Annotated in this window: 24 protein-coding genes and 1 other annotated feature; all 24 genes read right to left on the reverse strand. The window is 40.3% G+C overall.

What is annotated here, in order from left to right; translation table 11 throughout:
• Complete coding sequence (locus tag SMIDD28_RS05620) at window positions 1-234, reverse strand: hypothetical protein (protein ID WP_000840776.1); 234 nt, start codon at window positions 232-234, stop codon at window positions 1-3.
• 12 nt (window positions 235-246) lie between these two features.
• On the reverse strand, window positions 247-627 hold the full coding sequence (locus SMIDD28_RS05625) for a thioredoxin domain-containing protein (RefSeq protein WP_061425199.1): 381 nt from the start codon (window positions 625-627) through the stop codon (window positions 247-249).
• Window positions 620-1,069, reverse strand: a complete 450-nt coding sequence (locus tag SMIDD28_RS05630; protein ID WP_061425200.1) for a hypothetical protein — start codon at window positions 1,067-1,069, stop codon at window positions 620-622. The genes SMIDD28_RS05625 and SMIDD28_RS05630 overlap by 8 nt, the downstream gene beginning before the upstream one ends.
• Window positions 1,053-2,411, reverse strand: a complete 1,359-nt coding sequence (dcm, locus tag SMIDD28_RS05635; RefSeq protein WP_061425201.1) for a DNA (cytosine-5-)-methyltransferase — start codon at window positions 2,409-2,411, stop codon at window positions 1,053-1,055. The genes SMIDD28_RS05630 and dcm overlap by 17 nt, the downstream gene beginning before the upstream one ends.
• A gap of 98 nt (window positions 2,412-2,509) precedes the next feature.
• The gene (locus SMIDD28_RS05640) at window positions 2,510-3,289 is read right to left on the reverse strand and encodes a replication initiator protein A (RefSeq protein WP_061425202.1); all 780 of its coding nucleotides are present in this window, start codon (window positions 3,287-3,289) and stop codon (window positions 2,510-2,512) included.
• Window positions 3,290-3,660: 371 nt separating this feature from the next.
• Window positions 3,661-4,029 carry a 50S ribosomal protein L7/L12 gene (rplL, locus tag SMIDD28_RS05645; protein ID WP_061425203.1) on the reverse strand — a complete coding sequence of 123 codons (369 nt, stop codon included), beginning with the start codon at window positions 4,027-4,029 and terminating at the stop codon, window positions 3,661-3,663.
• 74 nt (window positions 4,030-4,103) lie between these two features.
• On the reverse strand, window positions 4,104-4,604 hold the full coding sequence (gene rplJ, locus SMIDD28_RS05650) for a 50S ribosomal protein L10 (RefSeq protein WP_001287281.1): 501 nt from the start codon (window positions 4,602-4,604) through the stop codon (window positions 4,104-4,106).
• Between the two features lie 38 nt (window positions 4,605-4,642).
• Window positions 4,643-4,778, reverse strand: a sequence feature (ribosomal protein L10 leader region).
• 75 nt (window positions 4,779-4,853) lie between these two features.
• The gene (locus SMIDD28_RS05655) at window positions 4,854-6,113 is read right to left on the reverse strand and encodes a TRZ/ATZ family protein (protein ID WP_061425204.1); all 1,260 of its coding nucleotides are present in this window, start codon (window positions 6,111-6,113) and stop codon (window positions 4,854-4,856) included.
• 357 nt (window positions 6,114-6,470) lie between these two features.
• Window positions 6,471-8,219 carry an ABC transporter ATP-binding protein gene (locus SMIDD28_RS05660; RefSeq protein ID WP_061425205.1) on the reverse strand — a complete coding sequence of 583 codons (1,749 nt, stop codon included), beginning with the start codon at window positions 8,217-8,219 and terminating at the stop codon, window positions 6,471-6,473.
• Window position 8,220: 1 nt separating this feature from the next.
• Complete coding sequence (locus SMIDD28_RS05665; protein WP_061425206.1) at window positions 8,221-9,945, reverse strand: ABC transporter ATP-binding protein; 1,725 nt, start codon at window positions 9,943-9,945, stop codon at window positions 8,221-8,223.
• A 60-nt stretch (window positions 9,946-10,005) separates the two neighbouring features.
• Window positions 10,006-10,944, reverse strand: coding sequence for a peptide-methionine (R)-S-oxide reductase MsrB (gene msrB / locus SMIDD28_RS05670; protein ID WP_061425207.1), 939 nt, complete (start codon window positions 10,942-10,944; stop codon window positions 10,006-10,008).
• A gap of 60 nt (window positions 10,945-11,004) precedes the next feature.
• Window positions 11,005-11,127, reverse strand: coding sequence for a hypothetical protein (locus SMIDD28_RS12405; RefSeq protein ID WP_269139747.1), 123 nt, complete (start codon window positions 11,125-11,127; stop codon window positions 11,005-11,007).
• Between the two features lie 76 nt (window positions 11,128-11,203).
• On the reverse strand, window positions 11,204-12,073 hold the full coding sequence (gene thrB / locus SMIDD28_RS05675) for a homoserine kinase (protein ID WP_061425208.1): 870 nt from the start codon (window positions 12,071-12,073) through the stop codon (window positions 11,204-11,206).
• A gap of 1 nt (window position 12,074) precedes the next feature.
• Window positions 12,075-13,361 carry a homoserine dehydrogenase gene (locus SMIDD28_RS05680; RefSeq protein ID WP_061425209.1) on the reverse strand — a complete coding sequence of 429 codons (1,287 nt, stop codon included), beginning with the start codon at window positions 13,359-13,361 and terminating at the stop codon, window positions 12,075-12,077.
• A 145-nt stretch (window positions 13,362-13,506) separates the two neighbouring features.
• Window positions 13,507-14,247 carry an adaptor protein MecA gene (gene mecA, locus SMIDD28_RS05685; RefSeq protein ID WP_061425210.1) on the reverse strand — a complete coding sequence of 247 codons (741 nt, stop codon included), beginning with the start codon at window positions 14,245-14,247 and terminating at the stop codon, window positions 13,507-13,509.
• A gap of 200 nt (window positions 14,248-14,447) precedes the next feature.
• A complete protein-coding gene (locus SMIDD28_RS05690; protein ID WP_061425211.1) occupies window positions 14,448-15,482 on the reverse strand; it encodes a teichoic acid biosynthesis protein TarQ in 1,035 nt (344 codons plus the stop codon).
• A complete protein-coding gene (locus tag SMIDD28_RS05695) occupies window positions 15,475-16,944 on the reverse strand; it encodes an O-antigen polysaccharide polymerase Wzy family protein (RefSeq protein ID WP_061425212.1) in 1,470 nt (489 codons plus the stop codon). Before SMIDD28_RS05695 ends, SMIDD28_RS05690 begins: the two co-directional genes overlap by 8 nt.
• 15 nt (window positions 16,945-16,959) lie before the next feature.
• Window positions 16,960-17,946, reverse strand: coding sequence for a glycosyltransferase family 2 protein (locus tag SMIDD28_RS05700; RefSeq protein WP_061425213.1), 987 nt, complete (start codon window positions 17,944-17,946; stop codon window positions 16,960-16,962).
• Between the two features lies 1 nt (window position 17,947).
• Complete coding sequence (locus SMIDD28_RS05705) at window positions 17,948-19,051, reverse strand: glycosyltransferase (protein ID WP_081103224.1); 1,104 nt, start codon at window positions 19,049-19,051, stop codon at window positions 17,948-17,950.
• Window positions 19,041-19,886 (reverse strand): LicD family protein, encoded by an 846-nt coding sequence (locus SMIDD28_RS05710; protein WP_081103225.1) that lies wholly within the window; start codon window positions 19,884-19,886, stop codon window positions 19,041-19,043. Before SMIDD28_RS05710 ends, SMIDD28_RS05705 begins: the two co-directional genes overlap by 11 nt.
• Before the next feature lie 125 nt (window positions 19,887-20,011).
• A complete protein-coding gene (gene psr / locus SMIDD28_RS05715; protein ID WP_061425214.1) occupies window positions 20,012-21,286 on the reverse strand; it encodes a polyisoprenyl-teichoic acid--peptidoglycan teichoic acid transferase Psr in 1,275 nt (424 codons plus the stop codon).
• On the reverse strand, window positions 21,283-22,131 hold the full coding sequence (gene pheA, locus SMIDD28_RS05720; RefSeq protein WP_061425215.1) for a prephenate dehydratase: 849 nt from the start codon (window positions 22,129-22,131) through the stop codon (window positions 21,283-21,285). Before pheA ends, psr begins: the two co-directional genes overlap by 4 nt.
• Window positions 22,128-22,604: a shikimate kinase gene (locus SMIDD28_RS05725; RefSeq protein WP_061425216.1), complete on the reverse strand. Its 477-nt coding sequence runs from the start codon at window positions 22,602-22,604 to the stop codon at window positions 22,128-22,130. Before SMIDD28_RS05725 ends, pheA begins: the two co-directional genes overlap by 4 nt.
• On the reverse strand, window positions 22,597-23,880 hold the full coding sequence (gene aroA, locus SMIDD28_RS05730; RefSeq protein WP_061425217.1) for a 3-phosphoshikimate 1-carboxyvinyltransferase: 1,284 nt from the start codon (window positions 23,878-23,880) through the stop codon (window positions 22,597-22,599). The genes SMIDD28_RS05725 and aroA overlap by 8 nt, the downstream gene beginning before the upstream one ends.
• Between the last annotated feature and the right edge of the window lie 30 nt (window positions 23,881-23,910).

The raw sequence follows: 23,910 nt of genomic DNA on the forward strand, positions 1-23,910 counted from the left end.
TTACCTCCGAAATAAATCTTCATAATCTAAATCTAATACCTGCACAATCCTTTCTACCCATGGACTTTGAGGCATTCGTTGTTCCATCTTGTAGTGACGAATCTTTTGATACAAACGATTCAATTCACTTGGATAGTGAAACTCTCCCGCAAACATTTTTCTGGTTAACTCAATCCAGCTGATATTTCTTTCAGCCAAAATAATGGACAAGTTCTCCCAAAATCGTTCAGCCATATTTCTTCTCCTTTAGTTAGATAAATAATGTGTTTGTGCCATGTAAATCAATTGTTTCGTATCTCTTGGCAATAAAGCTCTAGCCTCCTCCAGATTCAGATTTGGATAAACTCGCTTATTTGAAACCGCAAGAGGAAGTCTGATGGTTAGTTCAGGATTTTTTAAGATCATCTCAACAAAATCCGTTAATCTTAGATTGTCACGGTTCTTAAATCGTAATAAATTGGGAGATAAAAACTCAAAACAATCTGAAGAATAACTCATCATCTCAATTAATTTATCCTTTGTCATTTCAGAAATCGAATGACAAGATACCTCTATTCCGTAGTTTTGAAAGAAATCTAAAAGAAGTTGATTTCTATGGTTATTTTTACTTAGATAGAGATCAATCATGGGAGACCTCCCAAAGACTCGGTTCCATTTGATATTCTGATACGATTAAGGAATCTAATAAATTTGCGAAGTTAATCGGTTGCTTGTCTTCATCATAAGCTTTTACAGTTACTTGGGTTGTAAGTATTCCCTCTTTTCCCTCGGCTCGATAGCCTTGTCCATATAAAACAAAAACAAGATTTTGATGATCATCTACAAAGGCATCAGCTCCATTCTTTATATCCTGACTTTCAAGGAATTCCATAACATTTTGAAGGTAGGATTCGTAAAATAGGGGGTAGTTGTGTTTTTTATGGTAATCATCTAAAAATGTCACTTCAAACTCACATGGATAATTGGGCATCAAAAATATTTGTTCATCCAGCTGTTTGATTTCTGCATCATGTAATTGTGTTTCTAATTCATCACAATCTAGTATTGACTCTTTATTTAAAGCTTTCATCTTTTTCCTCTATTTCTTTTAATTTCTTTGCGATTGCGGCAATCACAGGAACGGTTACACTATTACCAGCTTGTTTATAGAGCTGACTATTACTAGAGACTTTTCTAGCAGCTTCAAAAGCCCAATCAGGAAATCCCTGTAGGCGAAAACACTCTTTAGGAGTGATTCGTCGTATTCTCAAACGGTAAAATTGTCCATCTATTAAGACACCGGCTACATGATAAACTTGTTTATCTTCTCCTTCATAGCTAGCAACTACTACTCCCATTTGTCCACTAGTTGTTAACGTATTCGCTATACCTTTTCCAACTCTACCTCGACGATACTGAGAACTTGGTCTTTCCAAATTGATGGAATCTCCTATTTCTGCTTGAGCATATCCTTTTTTCGTTGCCTCTCGGACTTTTAGAAATTGGATTGGTTCTGGAATCAGTATTTTGGGGATTTTATCTCCACCTTGCATCGTAGTCAGTGTTGGAGATAAGCCCTCACTTCCATAGACGCGACCAGTTTCCTTAAAGCTAGTTGGTAAATCTCCAACAACGACAATACCATGGCGATCCTGAGTATTTAAAGTAAACATTGGCTCTTGATTATCCTTGAAACGTCTACCATTTTGTCTTTTTTCTAATCTGTCTGGTGTCATACAAGGAATCGCAACTTTAAATCCTTCTCCTTTTCCACGAACTAAGGTTGGCGCAAGACCTTCTGAATAATAGACTTTACCACTCATTCCACTTTTTGATGGATTCAAATTCCCTAATATTTTTAAAGTCTCAGAGTTAGTTGCTTGACCTTCTCGTCTGAAAGGAAATAAGAGTCTGGTACCTCTCTTTCTAGAATGTCCGATAATAAACACCCTCTCTCTGTTTTGGGGAACGCCAAAATCCTTACTGTTAAGCACCTGCCACTCAACATCAAACCCCAATTCATCAAGCGTGGTAAGGATTGTGGTGAACGTCCGTCCCTTATCGTGATTGAGTAGGCCTTTAACATTTTCAAGAAAAAGAAAACGTGGTTGGATTTGTTTGGCCGCCCTAGCAATTTCAAAGAACAAAGTTCCTCTAGTATCTTCAAATCCCAATCGTCTTCCTGCGATTGAAAATGCTTGACAAGGGAATCCCCCACAGATGACATCGACTTTCCCTCTAAGTTTTTTAAATTCGTCATCTGAAACATCTCGTATATCATGAAATTCTATTTCTCCTTCCGTTTGAAAAATGGACTTATAAGATTCTCTAGCAAATTTATCAATCTCACAAAATCCAATACATTCGTGTCCGACACTTTCCATTCCAAGTCGAAAGCCACCGATACCTGAAAATAAATCAATAAATCTCATTTCTTGATCACCCCTTTCTTATCGACTATCATTGTCAGAACTGTCACTCCACTTGAAATGACAATGAGCATAACTAATATCCACTCGATTGGCGACATTTAACCACCTCCTTTTCTAACACGGTTATTCCAAACGGAATACAAGCCATTAAACACAAATTCAGCCAAAACTTCCGCTCGTCTAACAAAGCGAACATTGTCAAGAGCATACTGATAGATTCTCTCAAAATCAGTCATAGCAATTTCACTGGCTGTTTCAGAAAAACCTTCTCGTCTAAATTGATCTTGTACCAATCCCCAAATATAATCTCGATCATATTTTGTGACCTTTTCTACTTTTCTTTTCAAGATAGGTTGAGTATTCCTATCCTCCTCATCCTCAATAAATAAAGAATCAGTCTCACTATATTTAGTCTCACTAACTTCAGTCTCACTAGGGGCTGAATGTAAGACGGGGGCTGTTTCATTTTCAACCTGCCCTAGTCTTTTTTTAACACTAGGCCTGTTTGAATTACCTACTGGGGTAGTAGACAACTCCCCTAAATAAATCTTATTAGCTAGTCTCCCTTTCTCACTTGAAGACTGTTGAACTTCATCAATTAAGTCATATTCTTTAAGAGTTTTTTTGATTGATAGTAGTTTTGACTTCGAACAACCTAACAGCCTCATCAGTTTAGAATTAGAAAATACTAAATAAACCGCCCCTTCTTCATCTATCCAACCACGACTAAGAGATAATTCTAAACGATCTTTTAAAATTGAATAAGCCACCTTTACTTCTAATTTCATATCCATATATTTCTCATCCTCAAAAAGAATTTTAGGTAATTTATAATACCGTTCTGAGGTTTGGTATTGATTTGCGGTAATTCGTTTCATAGCGCTCCTCCAAGTTCTTTGAGTATTAAATCTCCACTTGATTCCAATCGAACCAAGCCACTTTTTTCTAATTCAGCCATAAGAGAGATGGCTTCAACAATATCAATTCCCATTTCACGTACTAAAAATTAAATGACAATATAGCGTGATGATTGTAATTCTTTTGTCATTTTCCCTCCTGAAAATAAAAAAAGGAGAACAATATTCAATTGTTCTCCACGATAAATTTGTTAAAAAGAAAAACCCTGCCAAATTAATTTTTGGTAGGGTTTTTGGTAGGAAACTAAATTAATTTATCAGTTTCTAAAATGTGTTCACGATTCTAAAAGGCTGATACTATAGTATTCCGATTTCTAATTGGTATATGCCTCTTATTTAAGAGTAACTGAAGCTCCAGCTTCTTCCAATTTAGCTTTAATTTCTTCAGCTTCTGCAGCTGCAACACCTTCTTTGATGACACCTGGTGCACCATCAACAAGTTCTTTAGCTTCTTTAAGACCAAGACCTGTGATTTCACGTACAACTTTGATAACGCCGACTTTTTTGTCGCCTGCAGCTGTCAATTCAACGTCGAATGAATCTTTAGCAGCACCAGCGTCAGCAGCACCAGCTGCAGCAACAGCTACAGGAGCAGCTGCAGTTACACCAAATTCTTCTTCGATAGCTTTTACAAGGTCGTTCAATTCAAGGATTGAAGCTTCTTTAATTTCAGCAATAATGTTTTCAATGTTCAATGCCATTGTTATTTCCTCCAAATATGTTTTTAAATTTATAATAGATTTTTCGTAGCTAGGCTACGCTGCGTAGCTTAAGATTAAGCTGCGTCTTCTTTGTTGTCTGCAACCGCTTTGACTGCAAGAGCAACGTTGCGCACTGGCGCTTGAAGTACAGAAAGGAGCATAGAAAGAAGTCCTTCGCGGTTTGGAAGAGTTGCAAGAGCAAGAATCTCTTCTTTAGATGCGACAGCGCCTTCGATTGCACCACCTTTGATTTCAAGTGCTTCAGCGTCTTTAGCAAAATCGTTCAAGATTTTCGCTGGTGCGATAACATCTTCATTAGAAAATGCTACTGCAGATGGTCCAACAAATACTGATGCAAGTTCTTCAAGACCAGCTTTTTCAGCTGCACGACGCAAGATTGAGTTTTTAATGACTTTGTACTCAACTTCGCTTCCACGAAGCTCACGACGAAGAACTGTATCTTGCTCAACTGTCAAACCACGAGCGTCTACAACGACGATAGATGCAGCAGCTTTCATTTTTTCAGCTACTACGTCAACTAGTTCCGCTTTTTTAGCAATAATTGCTTCACTCATTAGTGTGTTCACCTCCGTAATTATTTTGCTTGGGGAAATTTTTCAAAAGAAAAACGCGCCCAAACCTAGACACGAAAGTACAATACGCTTCTTTTTACATGATACGTTTTGTCCTCGGTAGGATACTTATGAGTCGAGCTCCCCTACTGTCTTAGGCAGTTTTTTCAAACCGTATATAAGTATAGCATAGTCAAAAAAAGAATGCAAGATTTTTGCAAACTTTTTTTAAAATTTTTCGTGATTTTTCTTCTAAAGTTCTACTGTCAGAACTTGACCTTGCTTAACAACCTGTTCTCCAGCGATATAAACATCATCAACATCACTGGATTTGACAGCATAAACTAGGTGGGACAGCATATTTTCCTGAGGTTGGAGATGAATTTTGCCTTGTGGTTGAATGACCAGAAAATCTGCCTGCTTACCTACTTCCAGACTTCCTATCTGATTTTCCATTCCTAGGACCTTAGCCCCTTCGATTGTCAGTGCCTTGAGAGCTGTTTCGATAGGAAATTGGCTGGCATCGCCACTTTTCATCTTCTGAAGAAGGGCTGCTGTTCGTCCTTCCTCAAACATATCAAGGTTGTTGTTGGAAGCAACTGAATCTGTCGCAATTCCGACTGCTACTCCTGCTTTTTGCAGTTGGATGATGGGAGCAATCCCTGATGCCAATTTGAGGTTACTGATAGGATTGTGGGCGATAGCCACGTGAGAAGTTGCTAAGCGTTCAATTTCTCGCTCATTTAATTCAACCCCGTGAGCAAAAACAGACGGATGCTCTAAATAACCCAGTTCTTCAAGAAAAGCAAGGGGGCGTTTGCCGTATCGTTTCAGGATAATGCCTGACTCCTCCTTAGTCTCCGCAACATGGATATGGATGGGGATATCCAACTCTTTTGCCATATCCAAGCTTTCTGCCAACAAATCTCTACTACAGCTGTAGGGAGAATGTGGGGCTACCATAACCTTGAAATTTGGATTTTCATATCCTATGATTGTCTCGATAATAGCTCGTGTTCTGCTTATGGTCTCATCAGTTGTTTCTGTATCTGAAGAAAAGAGGGTCGGTGAGAAATAACAACGCATCTTGGAATCTTTCACTGCCTGATAAATCCGCTCAATCTCCACACCATTGGGATTATACATATCATTAAAGGTTGTTGTTCCTGACTGGAGCATCTCTATCATAGCTTCTTTAACCGCTCTTGTAGTCATGTCGGGAGTAAATCCTGCTTCTGCAGGCCAGATATAATCATTGAGCCATTCATGGAGATTGCTATCATCCCGAATTCCTCGCAAGCCTGTCATAGCAGAATGGGTGTGGCAATTGACCAAACCAGGCATGATCCAGGCTCCCTGATAGTCGATAATCTGCTCAGCTTGCTCTAAAATCTCTGACTTATCTTGACCGACATAGACGATTTGAGAATCCTTAACAGCCAAGATACCATCCAAATGCACATGGAAATCCTGATCACAAGTCACGATATTTACATGCTGATAGACTTTCATTATAGGCTCCTTTTCTAAAAGACAATTTATACTCTTCTAAAATCTCTTCAAACCACATCAGCTTCACCTTGGAGTAGATATATGTTACTGACTTCGTCAGTTCTATCCACAACCTCAAAACAGTGCTTTGAGCTGACTTCGTCAGTCTTATCTACAACCTCAAAACAGTGCTTTGAGCTGACTTCGTCAGTCTTATCTACAACCTCAAGGTAGTGCTTTGAGCAACCTGCGGCTAGCTTCCTAGTTTAATCTTTGATTTTCATTAAGTATTACAGTGAACAATTTTTCTAGCTATTGTAACAAAAAAGTCACCCGAAGGCAACTTTTTTCGTTCATAAGATTTTAAAATAGAAAGGCTTATTCAGAGCTAAAAGCTGCAGCTTGCTGCATTTGGTAATACTTGCCCTTTCGAACCATGAGTTCTTGATGATTGCCATACTCAACAATGTCGCCATCCACCAAGACAAGAATCAAATCCGCATCCTGAATGGTAGACAAGCGGTGAGCGATGATAAAACTTGTGCGCCCCTTCATGAGTTTGGCAAAGGCATCCTGTACTAGCACTTCTGTCCGTGTATCGATGGAAGAAGTCGCTTCGTCTAAGATAAGAATCTTGGAAATAGCCAGAAAGACCCGGGCAATGGTTAAGAGCTGGGCCTGACCAACAGAGAGAGATTCTCCAGCATTTTCCAACTTGGTATCGTAACCCTGCGGCAACTGTTGGATGAAAAAGTCTGCATTGGCTGCTTTGGCAGCAGTAATCACCTGCTCCCTACTGGCTTTAGGATTTCCAAAGGCAATATTGTCATGAATAGTCCCTTGCTTGAGCCAGGTTTCTTGGAGAACCATGCCAAACTGCTGGCGTAAAGTGGCACGACTATAGTCATAAATGGATTTCCCATCCAGCAAGATATCTCCTGAGTTAATGGGATAAAAACGCATGAGGAGATTGATAAGAGTTGATTTTCCAGCACCTGTCGGACCAACGATGGCTACCTTACTACCAGCTGGAATAGCGATAGACAAGTCCTTAATCAAAATCTTTTCAGGATTGTAGCCAAAAGAGACATGTTTAAAGGAAATAGCTCCCTTAACTTGGTCACTAGTCAACTCTTCCTTACCTTTTTCAGCCACCTCAGGACTTTCTAAGACAGAATAGACACGCTCTGCGCAAGCAAGAGCACTTTGCAACTCGGCTAGCACTGAAGAAATATCGTTAAAGGGCTTGGTATACTGTTGGACATAGTTCAAAAAAGTCACTAAACGCCCGATGGTCAAGGTGGACCCTATCATAATACGATAAGCTCCTACTCCAGCTAAAAGTGCGTAAATGAGCGCATTTACAAAGCGAGTCGAAGGATTGACCGTTGATGAATAAAAGATGGCTGACTGAGAATAGCCTGCGTAGTTGTCATTGGCATCGTGCAGTCTTTGGATAAACTCTGTTTGAGCATTAAAGGACTGGATTATAGTCTGCTGGCTAAGCGATTCTTCAATCAACTGAGTCTGAATTCCCCTCGTCTCTGTTTGCTTCTGGAAGAGATGATAGGATTTCTTGGCAATAAAGCGTGAAATCACCATGGACAGTGGCGTCAACAGCAAGACTAAGAGAGTCATGAGGAGATGAATTTGGAGCATGGCTAGAATACTAACCAAAATCATCAAAACACCAATGAAAAATTGGTTAAAAATCATGGTAAAGCCAGCTGCCAACTGTTCTATGTCTGTGGTTACACGACTGACCATCTCTCCACTTCCTTGCCGCTCCACAAAAGCAATCGGTAAACGATGGAGCTTATAGATGATTCGCTCTCGCAAGTCTCTGGTATAAGAGAAGATTAGGTGATTATAGAGGAGAGGATTGCCCCACTGCACCAGAGTATTTCCTATTACCACCAAGATCATCTGGAGGAAAATCTGCCAAAAAACTGGTGAAGAACCAGCCACTAAGACTTGGTCGATGACCTGCCCAATCAGAATAGGTAGGTAGATTGATAAGCCAACCTGGGTAATAGTTCCTAGAAAGGCTAGGAAAAGGAGGAAAGGATTGCTTGCTAAATCTTTTGCCAAACGTTTGAGCGTCTGGTTTGCAGTTTGTCGTCTCATGCTAGTCCTCCTTACCATGTTGGGAGGCATTGATTTCTCGATAAACTTGACTAGATTTCATCAAGTCCTCGTGCTTGCCGATAGCTAGGAGCTCTCCTTTTTCTAAGAGTAGAATCTGGTCAGCCATCTGTAAAGTCGAGGTTCGTTGAGAGATCAAAATTAAGCTCGTATTTGGCAGATTTTTTCGAATAGATTTCAAGAGCTTGGACTCGGTAATGGTGTCGAGGGCCGAAGTCGCATCATCTAGGATGAGAAACGGAGCTTGGCGCAATACTGCTCGAGCGACCGACAGCCTTTGTTTTTGTCCGCCTGAGAAATTTCGTCCTCCTGCCTCAACTAGGGCATCCAAGAGTCCTTCCTTTTCACTTACAAAATCCTTAGCTTGCGCAATTTCTAAGGCCTGCCAAATTTCTTGGTCAGTTACTTCTTGATGTAAACCTAGAGTCAGGTTGGAACGAATAGTCCCTTTAAAGAGTTCGACTTTTTGAGATACATAGGCAATCCAAGACCGCCACTCCTCAAGATTACGAGGACTACGTCCATTTCGATAAAGGTCTATGCTCCCCTTGTCTGCTGGATAAAGACCAAGTAAGACTTGCACCAAGCTTGATTTACCAGAACCAGTTCCTCCAATGATACCAAGGATTTGTCCTTGAGTCATATCAAAGGAAATGTTTCTCATAGAAGGCTGAGCCGCATCAGGATAGGTAAAGGTCAGTTCTTGGACTTGTAAAACCCGATTACTGATAGCTTGCTTTTGCTCTAATTCTGAATGAATATCTTCTGGAGACTCAGCAAAGACTTCCTCGATTCGCTTCGCAGAGATGTAGGACTGGTTGAGAGAATTTATCAGCATGGCTAGCTTGACCAATTCCACCAAGATCTGTAAGAGATAGTTGATGAGGGCAATGAGAGCACCTTGACTGAGCAAGCCTCCTTGAATAGAAATATAGCCCTGCCAGATAATAATAAGGAGAGTTCCATTGACAATCAGATAGGTCAGGGGTGTTAATAAACTGGACCAGAAACCTGTCTTTTCTTGTAATCTAGCATAGACTTGGTTAAGGGTTTGAAAAATCTGTAACTCTCGTTTTTCTTGTCCAAAAGCACGAATAACTCGCATCCCTTGTAATTGCTGGCGTGTTTCCTGAACTAGTTGGTCCGTTTTCTTTCTGAGACTGCTGTAGAGAGGATTGACTAACCGAGAAAGGCCTACAATGACGACTGTCAAAATGACAACCATGACTAAGAACCAGAGAGTCAGCTCAGCCGAGATGCGATAGGCCATAAAAATGGCCCCAAAAACGATAATGGGCGCTCGCAAAAAGAGACGTAGGAATTGATTGATACCAATCTGAATCTGGTAAGTGTCCGAAATCAAGCGAGTCACCAAGCTAGAAGTTGTCAAACGGTCTCTGCTGTCCTTAGGTAAAGACAAAATATGACGATAAAGATCGTTTGTCAATTCCTTGGCAAAACCTACCGCAGCCTTAGCTGAGTAGAACTGGGCTATTAAGGCCACTACAACACCAATTACTGCAAAGATAAGGAGCAGGCCAATCTGCATCCAGAGATGACCTTGATTTCTTTGGGGCAAGGATTGGTCAACAATCCCAGCAATCACCATGGGAACCAAGAGCTCAAACACAGCTTCAAGTAGCTTGAACAAAGGTGCTAAAATCGATTCTCTGATGTAGGGTTTAAAGTAAGATAGTAAGTGTTTCATAAATCCCTTCTATTCGTTTTCTAGAAATGAAGAAAGTGGGAAGCACCCACCATCTCTGATTTATTTGTTTAAGTAAGGTAGTAGATAGCCATATCCTGCTTCTTCCATCTCATCCTTGGCCACAAAGCGCAAGGAAGCAGAATTGATACAGTAACGGAGGCCACCTAACTCCCGAGGGCCATCTGTGAAAACATGACCCAAGTGAGCATTGCCTGACCGAGAACGAACTTCAATTCGCTCCATTCCATGACTGAGATCCTTGTAATAATGAATCAATTCCTTAGAAATCGGACGGCTAAAACTTGGCCAACCACATCCTGAGGCAAACTTATCCTTGGCAAAAAAGAGTGGCTCACCCGTCGTGATGTCAACATAAATCCCTTCTTCAAAGGTTTGGTCATAGGCATTGGTAAATGGAGCCTCTGTAGCAGCTTCTTGGGTAACACGATAGGACTCTTCGGTTAAGCTTTCTTTTAACACCTCTTGACTAGGTTTTTCATAATTTGCTGCGTCAATCAATGGCTTCTCAGCATCGGTCACATCGATATGACAGTAACCTGAAGGATTTTTCTTAAGATAGTCTTGATGGTAGTCTTCAGCCAGAATGTAATGACGTAGTTTCTCCACCTCTACTGCAATCTTTCGCCCAAGCATGCGCTCCTGCTCCTGCACCACTGTGTAGATAGCTGGCAAATCAGCTTCATCCTGGTAATAAATCCCAGTTCGATATTGGCGACCACGGTCATTCCCTTGTTGATTGATGGATAAAGGGTCGATGACACGGAAATAATAAAGCAAAATTTCTCTGAGTGACACTGCCTTCTCATCGTAAATCACTTGAACTGTTTCTGCATGGTCTGTTTCCTTGAGCAGCTGGTAATTGGTTATTTCGACTTGCCCATTAGCGTAGCCAACACTGGTTGCTAGCACTCCAGAAATGCGTGAAAAATATTCCTCTAGGCCCCAAAAACAACCACCTGCTAGATAAATTTCTGCCATCTTTATTTCTCCTTTATCAAGTTTTTAACTAATACTCTTCGAAAATCTCTTCAAACCACGTCAGCTTACATCTGCAACCTCAAAACAGTATTTTGAGCTAACTTCGTCAGTTCTATTCACAACCTCAAAACACTGTTTTGAGCAGCCTGCGGCTAACTTCCTAGTTTGCTCTTTGATTTTCATTGAGTATAAACCTCTTTTCAAAAAAAGGATAGGAAGCCCTCTGGTCAAGTGGTTTCCCCATCCTATCTTCTATTCTTTATTTTGCTTCTACACGGACACCTTGGGTATCAACCTTCAAGTCATGCAGTTTGCCTTTGAAGGGTTGCTTTTCCAATTCTGCCTTAATCGTTGGCATCTTGTCATGAGAAGCCAAAATCATAACTGTAGGCCCAGCACCAGAGAGGTAGGTTGCATAGGCACCATTTTCTTTGGCTACTTGCTTAATCGTCGCAAATTCTCTCACCAAGTCCTGACGATAGCGTTCGTGGAAGAGGTCTCCCTCGATTGCTTGACCAGCTGTCACCATGTCTCCTGCCAACAAGGCCGCAACCGCAACATTGGCGATAGAACTAGCTGCAACAGCTTCCTTGTAAGACAATTTCTTAGGTAAGACGCCACGGCTGTCTCGAGTACGCAATTCATAGTTTGGAATGTAGGCTAGGAAGTCACACTCTGGGAAATCTGCTACGATAGCAGAAACTTGCCCATCAACGGAGCTTGCAATAACGAGATTACCATAAATGGCCGGAGCTACATTGTCAGGATGTCCTTCAATCTTGGTCGCTAACTGCAATTTTTCATGGTCAGATAAGTTGAGATTCCCCAGTTGGTTGGCTAGTTCAATCCCAGCAACAATAACCGAGCTAGAAGAACCCAAACCACGCGCCAAGGGAACATTACTAGTCATTTTCAAACGTCTAGGTTGCAAGTCTGGTACAATTTGCAAAGCGATTTTGAGCAAAAGATTGCGCTCGTCATGGGGAATCCATTTGCCAATCTGGTGCTCGATCAACCACTCATCTCTTTCTTCGCAGACCTCGATTTGAAGGTACTTGGTTACAGCTACACCGACCGAGTCAAAACCCGGCCCGATATTGGCACTGGTTGCAGGTACAATAATCTTCATCTTATTCTCCTAGCACCTTGAAGGTATTCAATAGGTCGAATTCTGAAACCTTCTTCAATTCAGCTGAGACATTTTCAAGCTGGGCTTTATCAATCTTGTGTGTAATGATCACAACACGCGCCTTGTCACCCTCTTTTCCGTCTTGGAGGATTTGCTTGAAGGAAATGTCTTGAGCATTAAAAATTTCAGCCAACTTCAAGACCTGACCTTTTGAGTCTGGTGCCAAGATTGAGAAGTAGTAGTTTGCTTTGACATCCTCAGGATTTGCCAAGACCAAATCACGGCTATATTCGTTGAAGTCTTTACCGATGGTTCTATCATTCAGGCGACGAACGATACGAACAATATCAGCTACAACACTTGTTGCAGTTGGTTTTTGACCAGCACCTGGTCCGTAGTACATAGACTCACCAATACCGATAGATTCTACAAAGACAGCGTTCATGACGCCATTCACACTAGCAAGTGGGTGTGCTTCAGGAAGGAAGGTTGGAGTCACTTCTGCAGCAATACCTGAAGGAGTTTCCTCGATTGAACCAACCAATTTCACTACATAACCCAAGTCTTGAGCTACAGCTACGTCTTCTGGTGTGATGTTTCGAATTCCCTTGTGGGCTACATCATCAAAGGAAACCTTCATACCAAAGGCAAATTGGCTCAAAATCACCATCTTGTAGGCTGCATCAATCCCATCTACGTCATTCGTCGGGTCGCTTTCTGCAAAACCAAGTCTTTGCGCTTCCGCTAGAGCATCATCGTAAGACCAGCCTTCTTCCACCATCTTGGTCATCATGAAGTTGGAAGTTCCGTTGACTACTCCAAGCACGCGCGTGATTTTATCAGAAGCCAAGGAATTTGCTAAAGTACGAAGAATTGGAATCCCACCAGCTACTGCTGCTTCGTAGTAAAGTGCTACATTATGCTCTTTAGCGATTTCTAACAATTCTGCGCCATGGACAGCCAAAAGGTCCTTGTTAGCAGTAACAACGTGTTTTCCAGCTTCCAAGGCACGAGTGATAAAAGTTTTAGCTGGTTCGATACGCCCCATCAATTCCACTACGATGGTAATGTCTTGGTCTGACAAAATATCATCCACATTGGTTACAAAGTTAAAGTCATTCCCTGCTGCAAGCAAGCGATTCTTTTCATCTTCATCCTTGACCAATACCTTAGCAACTTCAATCTCTGAATGTGCTGATTGATTGATTTTTTCTCCATTTTCCTTTAGGAGGAAAGGCACGCCACTTGCAACGGTACCAAATCCTAGTAAAGCAATTTTAACTGTCATGTTTGTCTCCTCGAAATTTTCTAATATAGCCATTATAACAGAATTTTGTGAAAATTCCTATTATAGTAAATCACTATTTCAGTATAAAAAGAAAAACGAATCCCATGATTCGTCTTTCTTGATAGATGAAAATTGATTTTAAAAATTATGAACCAATCTTTTGCAGATTAAGTACTGCATCGTGATTCATCAAGACTTGACCATACTCTTGCAAGACTGAACGACTGATGTCACTATCATCCGCAAACTCGCGCATACGGGCCAACAGCCAAGCTGGATATGGACTTGGATGATTTTCAATATCCACTAAAATGGTCAAATAATAGCGCTCATTCATCTTGTAGAGTTCAGAAGTTTCCATCTCAAAAGTCACTGTCTGGGCAAAAGCCACCAAGTCAGCCAACTTAGCAAAAGAAAGGATGTAATAGATGTAAGGCTCTTTCTTGCTTTCAACTTCTTGTTGTTCCTGCTCCTGCTCTTCTTCCTTGGCTTCGACTTGCTCAAGAGATTGAATGGCTTCGATATCATCCTTGGTTTTGTCTGCGATGCTTTTTTCCAGGGTTTTGATAAATTCATCTGGAGACATTTGAGCCAATTCTTCCATATCTGGCAAATCCGATAAGTCTTCAAAATCTAGATTTTGGTCAATCTTTGATTTAGTTACAAAGACATCTACCTTATCAGGTTTTGGAGTCACACGGAAGCTCAACATGCCTGTATCCAGAAAGCTCTCAGGCATCTCTAACTCATCCAAGATAGCATAAAAGAACTCTTCTGTTTTTTCTTGAGGAACGAGAAAGTCAGCAATCTCCATGCCACGATCCATCAAATCCTCTAAAGACATCGTGATTTTCAAAGTTGTATCACTAATTTGTTTCATTTTCATTGCTAGTAACCTCATACTTTCAGTTCTATCTATTATACTAGATTTTTACGATTTTATCAAAAGAAGGCTCCTCTATACGGATAGATTTCCCCTAGGGTAACTTCTGTAGAAGACTCTAAAAGAAAATTTCTGCAGACAAATAGAAAAAGCCTTCCAAATCGGCTCTTAGCCAACTTTGAAGACCTGATGCATCAGAATGCTTATAATTTAAAGGTTGCTACACCGAGGATAGAACGATTTAAGTTTCTGAGAATTTGAAGACTTTGCTCAAATTTCTTATAACGAGTCACTCCATACTCTTCAACAAGAAGGACTGTATCTCTTTCTAAAAGCGATGGCACATCTTGTAAATCGACAAAATGCATTCCTTTTAAAGACTCTTGATTTTGTTTCAATTTATCTAGGATAGCTTTGTTTGAGCTAACGATAGTCAATTCCTGTCCAGCATTTTTGTATGACAAAACATCTGCTAGGTTGGCAATTGTTGTGATCTCTGTTACAAAATCAATTTGATATTGAGAAAAATCACCTGCTCTATTGATTGTTGGATTAAAGAGATAAACCAATACATTTCCCATCACAACCAAAATCACACAGACTACTCCAATAATAGCTAAACGGAGAATCAAGTTTTTCACATTTAAGCCAAGCGCTGTTTCACCATTTGCATTCAATTCTTTAGAGTTGATGGTTTCCAATTTTTCAATTTTTACATTTGCATAGACATGTTTAAATTTCTCAATCAATCCATCAATTTTTCGCTCTAACAAGTCATTGACATCTTTACTTGGTGTCAAAATTTTCACACCGACCCCTGCATCGTCAATCATATAGTAGACGGTCAATTTTTTCCACCAATAGTCATTCGTTGAATTTTTCAAGGTTGTTTCTGTCGTGTCTAATTCACTGGCAATTTTTTTCAGTTCACTCGGTTCTACATCATTGAAAAGATAAGCTCCATTCAAATTCCCATCAATCAATTTCCCGTAGAAATCACTATAACCACCAATTTGATGATTCAAAATCGTTTTAGCTGAATCTTCTGGAGGGGTGATTTTATAGCTGATATAAGTTGAATAACTTGTTGTGTCTTTGACAGTATTTTTATTCTTAACTGCTTTAATTGTAAATGGTACAGCAATAAGAGCAAATAAAGCGATGAGAGCTAAAATATTTGCTTTTCGTTTTTTATAAAGATTTGCAAACAAATCAGCTACTGAATAATGTTCAAACATGATTTTTTTCTCCTTTGTTGAGTAGATACTGGTTCTCTTTTGTAAGCATTTTTGCTACAAATATAATCACAAGAACAATTCCCCAGAATTGCATTGTAAATAGATTGAAGAAACTTTCTGAAAAGCTACTTCTTGGCATAAAGAATAGATTATTCAAGATGAGTAGGGACAAGGCAAATAGGATTGTTCTTGAACGATAGGCTACTTGCAGCATGGCTATGAATAGCATACCGAGTAAGAGACTAAGTAGAAAGACCCCTATCATACCATAGTCTGTATACAACTCCATGATATAACTACTTCCGATACCATGTCCTTTCAAGTATTCCTTGTTCAAAACAAGATAGGACAAATTGTGGGCATAACTATTACTATCGATAGCTAGCTCCACACTATTGGTTGTATGTTCAAAGGCTTTTCCTCCGAAAATGGCCCCCAAGCTTCCCCTTGCAAAATAATCAAGAACAGGACCAAAAGTAAAATTACGGAAATCTCGGTAAGGGAGGCTACTGTTAAATAGAAAACCTCGAGCCAGAACACCAAAACTAGTTCCTTGTTTATAGATAAAGTCAAGTAAGATATCCCAGAAACCTGTATGGGAAACTTGGACATTATCCCGTACATAATTGAGCACTCCCATCGCTAACATGAGAATAGGAGAACCCACAAAAATCGCTAACTTTTCTTTAAACCCAATCCATTTTCCTTTTTCAGTTTGCTCCCGCATAAAGTAATAAACAAAAGCAAATAAAATACTTAAAATAAAGGGATTTCGTGTCCCGATTGCCAAATGAATGGTATTGGCTGCAATAAAGGAGACAAGCACTGCTGTGGCCTGCAATTTCTTTGGCTTGGTTGCCAGATACATACACATTGCGTAGACCGTAAAGGTAGACAAAATGTAGGTAAAATAAGGCAGTTTACTTTCAAAATTTGCATAGTAGGCATAGTAGGAAGTCTGCAAGCGATACAGGAGCCGTTCGAATAACCGAATGAAATAGAAAGGATAGGTGAGAAGAAAAACTCCTAGCGAAACAAAGCGTAACCGCTTGGTATAAACCTCTTTTAGAGAATTTCCTATATTTGCTACTTTTATTTTCTTCCTAGCTATGAAGTAACGAGCCAGGACGCCTCCTGTGGTCAAGCCCAGAATAGAAACCATGACGACTATAAAGGCAAAGCGATAGGCTATGGGATGATAGGTATCCAAAGCGCCATCTCTAAAATAATCAATGGTCGGCCTTGATACCAGAAATACAAAAATAGTTAAAAAGAAAATAAAATGGATTAAGTAATACTTGATATCATTCCAACAAGCAATTAAGCTACTAACCAGTAAGAACAATAAAGTAGAAAGCAAGCTAACATTGTTATTATTAAACAGATACACAATTCCACTTACTAGTGTCAAAGCATAGCTGACTATGGTCAAACTAAATAATAATCGTTTTCCATCAATCACTTGCTCACCCCCGTTCTAATGTAATTTTTTAGATTTTTCAATATTTTTCAGTAATAAGAATCGGTATAAGGAAATATTTATGAATAGGGCCAAAGCACTAATTCTTCTCCCCTTACGGAAAATTGGATTCCTAGCAATAGCAAAGGCATGGACTTTTAAAAAACGATGAATCTGAGAATAGGCTTCAAACTGTTTATACTGATCATCTAGCAACATCTTATCCAGAATAAAGAAATGGGCATAGGCCAATCTGAAAAAAGCAACCTCTTTCAAGTCAGGATAGTTTTTCACAACTTCATTATAAAACTTTTGATAGATATCAATATAGGCTAAATCCTTCTTTGCATAGGGTTTAGTTGTAATACTATCCCCTCTATGGAAATAGTAATAATAGGGTTTGGTATTAACCACGTACTTCTTAGCCAACTTAATCAAATCAAAATGGTAATAGGCATCTTCGTAAATCAACCCCTTAGGAAAGGATAGGGCAGTTGCAATCTCTCTCTTGATTAGCTTATTGCAGATCGTTCCAGGTATTTTTTCACCTATGAGGTATTCCTTTAGAAATGTTTGAGAATCACAAACAAAATAGTCATCCTGATTAGCTGACTGTGGGCTTTCATCATTAGCATAGACATTCATGACACCACAGCTTGAAACATCCGCATCTTCTTGAACTAATTGCTCATATAAGCTCTGAATCATTTCTGGATGGATATAATCATCTGAGTCAATAAAAATCAGATAATCCCCGTGAGCCTGCTTCATTCCATCATTTCGCGCTTGCGACAATCCTTCGTTCTTTTTATGAAGTACTGACACCCTGTCATCTTGTTCAGCGATTGAATCACACAAGCGACCACTCTCATCTGTTGCACCATCATCAACAAGAATGATTTCCAGATTTTGATAAGTCTGCTTCTGAATGGAAGCTATCGATTTTTCTAGGTACTGCGCCACATTATAGACTGGCACAATGACACTAATTAATGCAGTTTCCATGCTACTCCTCTAATAGTTTTTCTACTTGTTCGATTTGTTTGGCAATTGTAAATTGCTGAATGAATTGACTAGCCTCATTGACATCGAAGTTTGATGCAAAAGTCATGTAGTTCGTAATTGCCTGAGCTGCCTCTTGGTTGCTCTCAATGATTTGTCCAAATCGTCCTTCTTGGGATAATTCCTCAGCCCCTCCAACATCCGTAGAGACAAAAGGAAGACCCAGACTCAAGGCCTCCACATACACCCCAGGAAAACCTTCTTGTTTAGACATAGACAAGAGAACTTTCATCTGAGACAAATACTGATAAGGATTTTTTTGATAACCAAGGAAATACACATAGTCTTCAAGCCCATACTCTTGGACCCGTTTTTTCAGTTCCTCTTCCATATCACCAGCACCTATAAAGTAAAGGTGGTAATTTTTTCCTTCTTGGTGTAATAGTCGTATCACTTCCACCACACGGTCAGAACCCTTATTTTCCTCAATCCGTCCAATGGTACAGATACTTTGAGGAGCAATCTCGATATCGATCTTCTCTTGAGATTTTTCTAAAATAGTCTTAAAATCATATCCATTGTAGACCGTCCGTAATTTCGAAGCATAATCTGGATAGACTTCCTTGATAGAATGACTAGTCTTTTTTGAAATCCCTACAATAGTATCCGCGGCATCCAACTGGCGTCTATGTGATTTCCTTTTTGAGCTATCCTTAAGAAATTCTTCGATACTTCCATGAATCCAAGATATCTTCTTGACTTCTCTTCTTTTAGAGAACAAAAGCGGTGGATTCATAATGGTAAAGGAAACTTCAACATCATAGTCATCTTTCACCAGCAAGCGCCGAGTCAGTCTTGGAAAATAAATTCTCATTCTCCACAAAAAAGCTCGGAGCCATCTGGCTTGGCGGTAATCCTGAAGGGATTTTAGTATTCGTACATTCTTGGGAACAGATTCATATCCCTTGTCAAAGTGCTCCATTTCAAGAATATCAATATCATACTTTTCTGGATCTAGATTAGAGACAATGGTAGATAGAATCTTCTCTGCTCCGCCTCCGAGAGAAAAAGACCACATAAAAAATAAGATTTTTTTCTTAGCCACCATATTCTCCCTTGTATTCTGTATAAGACTTATCCATATCAGCGATGACAGCATCATGATGTGGTAGCTGCTTGTCTGCTGGTGGAGGAGTCATATAATCGCCAAAAGCAGTACTGAGATAGGCATCATAGCCGATTGGAATGGGCATCTCTGTTTCTTCAAATGGCAAGAAAAGATTATCTTCAAAAGATGCGATTGGATACTTGTTTCTCATGTAGCCAGGACCCGAGCATAATTCCGTGATGCCATCACTCTCAGACAAATCATACTTGATCATTTCTTTCTCAGCTTTTTTCCAAATGCGATAACGGAGAGATTTTGGAGTCAACCCCAGTAAAATACGGCTTCCCCATTTCATAAGTGCGCCATGCTTTTCTGGAATAGTTTGCGCACAAAAAAGAGAATAAATCAAGGCCCAACGAACCTGTTTCTTCCGCTCAGCTGGATTTTTAGGATAATAATCCAAAGGCAAGACATCCAAGGCCAGACCATGTGGCAAATCCAAATCTTGCTGGTAAGGTTTGATACAGGTCGTTTCCTTGTCACGAATGGTAATAAAAAGATTGCGGTCTACAAAATCCTTGTTACTCTTTGACAAGAAATAACGTTCATCTGCATAACGAGGCCATAATTCTGCTAATTTCTCATAATCTTTACGAGGCATAAAAAAGTCTAGGTCGTCGTCCCAAGGAATGAACCCCTTGTTTCGAAGGGCACCAATAGCGCCTCCCCCACAGAGATAGCAAAGTAAATCATGTTCCTTGCAAAAGGCCACAAAGTATTCAGCCATCTCCAGACTACGAGCCTGAATTGCTTTTAAATCAGTCATATTTTTCATTATTCTTTCTATCGTATCGTTTCATTATACCACAAATAGGGGGTGAAAATCTATTGCAGACTGTAAAAAATCAAAGCCTGACTGCTAGATAAATAGCCTTCAAGCTTTGATTCTCCCATCTTATTTTATCTCAAACCCATCTGAGACAATTTATTCTGATATTTGTTTTGATCGACCAGCAAGCCCAAGCCTCCATAAACATCATAGGCATCTACCCAGTCACCCAGTTCTGGAATCGTCAATTTTTCAATACCATTTTTTGCTCCATCCAAAACAGATAAACCGTTTGTTAGGAGGAAAGTATAGGGTGCATTGGTTGAGGTCATAGCAAAAACCTTTCCAAGAGCTTCAGAACCAGTGAAAAGTTTAGTGGGATCTTTAATTTGCTCTAAAATTGCTGTTAAAACTTGTTGCTGTCTTTTTGTACGGCCGTAATCCGCCTCATCATCATCACGAAAGCGTGCATAATTGAGCAAGGTTGAACCGTTCATCTGCTGTTTTCCGACTTTAATAGTCTGGGTTGGAGACTCAGTCTCAGTAGCGTGTAAATCATCTCCGACTGTAGCTTCTGTTAGTGGACGCCCATTCAATGTTGAAAATTGAGCATCAATTGTCACCCCATCAGGGAAAAGCGTGTCAATCGCTGTTGCAAAGGCCTGAAAATCGACCAAGGCATAGTACTTAATTTCCAAATCAAAATTATCTTTCAAAACTTGACGAACCATTTCTGCCCCTTTTTGCCCCTCTTGTTCTCCTAACTCATAGGCTACGTTTAACTTGTTATCCGTCTGTTTTCTACCGTTAATGACTTGGCTGTAACCGTCTATATAAACCAAATTGTCACGCATGAAGCTGACCAGCTTCATTTTCTTATCTGAGCCGCCAACATTTAATACCATAATAGAGTCCGTCCGCGTCTCAGCACTATTTTGACCGATTCGACCGTCTGTCCCCATGATCAAAATATTAACTCCATCCCTGGTATCTTGACCATTAAAAACTTCTACTTGAGCTGCCCTGGCATCAGCAGTTTTCTTTGCACTAGCATCTTGGTAACCACGCAAAAACATGAATACCATGGCTAAAGCCACACAGACCAGAAGAGAGAGAATCACCATAAAAATGCGTTTAAGACGGAGCTTCCGTCTTTTCTTTTTGGGAGGAGCAGAGAGTGCTTGTGATTTGGATTGTGAGCGACTCCGGTTCGCATAGCTTGGTAAGTCAACCTGCTCTTCTCTTTCTTGTTCCAGACTGGAACTACTATTTACCCTAGAAAGAGTTAGCTTTTCTTGCAAATAGGCAAACTCATTTTTTTCTCTCTCATTGAGATAGTGAATATTTTTTAGCAAATAATCATAACGTAATTTTTCATGATGATTGAGAGGACTTTCTTTACTCATCTTCTCTCCTTTCCATGGTCTGATATTGGATAAATCGGATAGGCACCCAGAACTTTATACTGGATTCCGATGGCTTCTAGTTCTTTTTGGGCAAAGTGGACCAGGTCCTTATCAGCATAGTCCACATCAATAATGAAAAAGTATTCACCCAGTGCTGTCTTGAGTGGACGACTTTCAATTTTTGTCAGGTCAATTCCTCGCCAAGCAAAGGTCGAAAGAGCCTTATAAAGTGCACCTGGAAGGTTGTCAGGTAAGGTCAAAGCTAAACTCATTTTTTCAGTTTGTGCTTTTAAGGGAATACTAGGCTTTTCAGCTCCCAGAACCCAGAAACGTGTGAAATTGGCTTCCATTTCCTGAATATCCTCGGCAATCAGTTCCAAGCCATATTCTTCTGCAGAACTTCTAGGTGCAATGGCTGCATAAGGCTGGTCTGGATGTTCGGAAATAAAGCGGGCCGCATAAGCTGTACTAGCTGTCACCTCAATTTGAGCATCTGGATATTGTTCATCGATGAATTTCTTTCCTTGAGCCAAAGCCTGTGGATGTGAAAAAATCTTCTCAATCTTAGTGTGACCTGGAATCACCATTAACTGCTGATGAATAGGCTGAACAATTTCTGCCACTGCTTGAATGCGAGCCTGATGAAAAAGGTAGTCCAAGGTTTCATGAACACTACCTTCGATAGAATTTTCAACTGGCACCACAGAATAGTCCACCAAGCCTTGCTCATAGGCCTTGATGACATCTGTAATGTTGGCAAAGGCCTGCAGTTCCTCATAAGGAAAAGCTGTCTGCACAACGTGGTGTGAAAATGATCCCTTGGGACCTAGATAAGCAATTTTCATCTCAGTTCCTCTATAATTTCCTCTGGGCTTAGCTTGGTCACATCCAAAATCCGACTAGCCACTTCCTCATACCAAGCCTGTCGTTCTTGGAAAATAGCTGCTAGTTCTTCCTTGCTATTATTTAGAAAAAGCGGGCGCTGATTGTCCTGATCAGCTGATATGCGTTGGTAGAGGGTTTCAAAATCGGCTTTCAGATAGATATTATCAGAATTAGTCTTGAGTAAGTCACGATTTCGCTGAGAAATAACCACTCCACCACCAGTTGACACAACTTGATCTCTTTGTAGTAACTCAGCTAATACTTCTGACTCTACCTGTCGAAAGACCTCTTCGCCCTTTTCAGCGAAAAAATCCGCAATGGACATACCTAAGCGCTTCTCTATCAGAGCATCCATATCAAGGTAATTAGGATCCAATCCTCTTGCAATAGTCGATTTGCCAGCTCCCATAAATCCTAGTAATACCTTAGCCATGAATCAAGCTCTCCAAATCATCAAAGAAGCTAGGATAGCTGGTATTGATGGCTTCTGCACGATCAAGCTCCACTTCTCCATCTGCAACCAAGAGGGCCGCGATAGCCGTCATCATGCCGATACGATGGTCTCCAAAAGTATTGACTCTAGCACCGTGAAGGGCTGATTTTCCTTTGATAATCATCCCATCTGCCGTAGGAGTAATATCTGCTCCCATGCTATTTAAGGCGTCTGCCACAACCTGAATGCGGTCGGTTTCCTTAACTTTAAGTTCCTCAGCATCCTTAATGACCGTTACGCCATGCGCTTGGGTCGCTAGGAGAGCAATAATGGGTAATTCATCAATCAAACGTGGAATCAAGGCACCACCAATCTCTGTTCCTTTGAGGTCTGAAGACTCAACAATCAAGGTAGCAGATTTAGCGACTAGATCGACTTCAGTTATTTCCAATTTTCCACCCATGGCGCGAATGACATCGATAATCCCTGTACGCGTTTCGTTAATACCTACATTCTTAAGCACTAGACGAGAATTCGGAACAATCAAACCTGCGACCAACCAAAAGGCTGCACTGGAAATATCTCCTGGAACAACCACCTTTTGTCCATTCAGTTTTTGAGGCCCTTGGACTGTGATTTTCTTGCCATCCACACTTAAATGGCCACCAAATTGTTGCAACATATCTTCAGTATGATTACGGGTGCACTCTTTTTCGATAATAACAGACTCCCCTTGAGCCTGCAAAGCCGCAAACATCAAGGCTGACTTGACTTGAGCAGAAGCTATCGGCAACTCATAATGAATAGGTGTTAAATTTTTCGTTCCTTTTAAGCGAAGAGGAGGCAGGTCTCGCTCAGTTTGCCCTGAAATGCTGACGCCCATTTTTTTCAGAGGAATTGTCACACGGTCCATAGGACGTTTGGAAAGACTATCATCTCCAAACATTTCTACTTCAAAGTCTACACCAGCAAGAACACCTGAAATCAGACGAATCGAGGTGCCAGAATTTCCCATATCAAGGGCATTTCGCGGAGCTTTTAAACCATTCATACCTACACCTTGAATGGTAATAACCCCATCTTTATCCTCAATCTCAACACCAAGGTCACGAAAGACTTGCATGGTCGAAAGAACGTCTTCACCTCGCAAAATATCATAAACCTTGGTCTCACCCTCAGCCAAGCTTCCAAAAATAATGGAACGGTGACTGATAGATTTGTCACCTGGAACTCGGATACTGCCGTGTAAGTGGCTAATGTTTGTTTTTAGTTTCATACTGGACCTCATACTTGCAATACTTTTACT

It is taken from the genome of Streptococcus mitis, from assembly GCF_001579045.1.
GTDB classification, from domain to species: domain Bacteria; phylum Bacillota; class Bacilli; order Lactobacillales; family Streptococcaceae; genus Streptococcus; species Streptococcus mitis_D.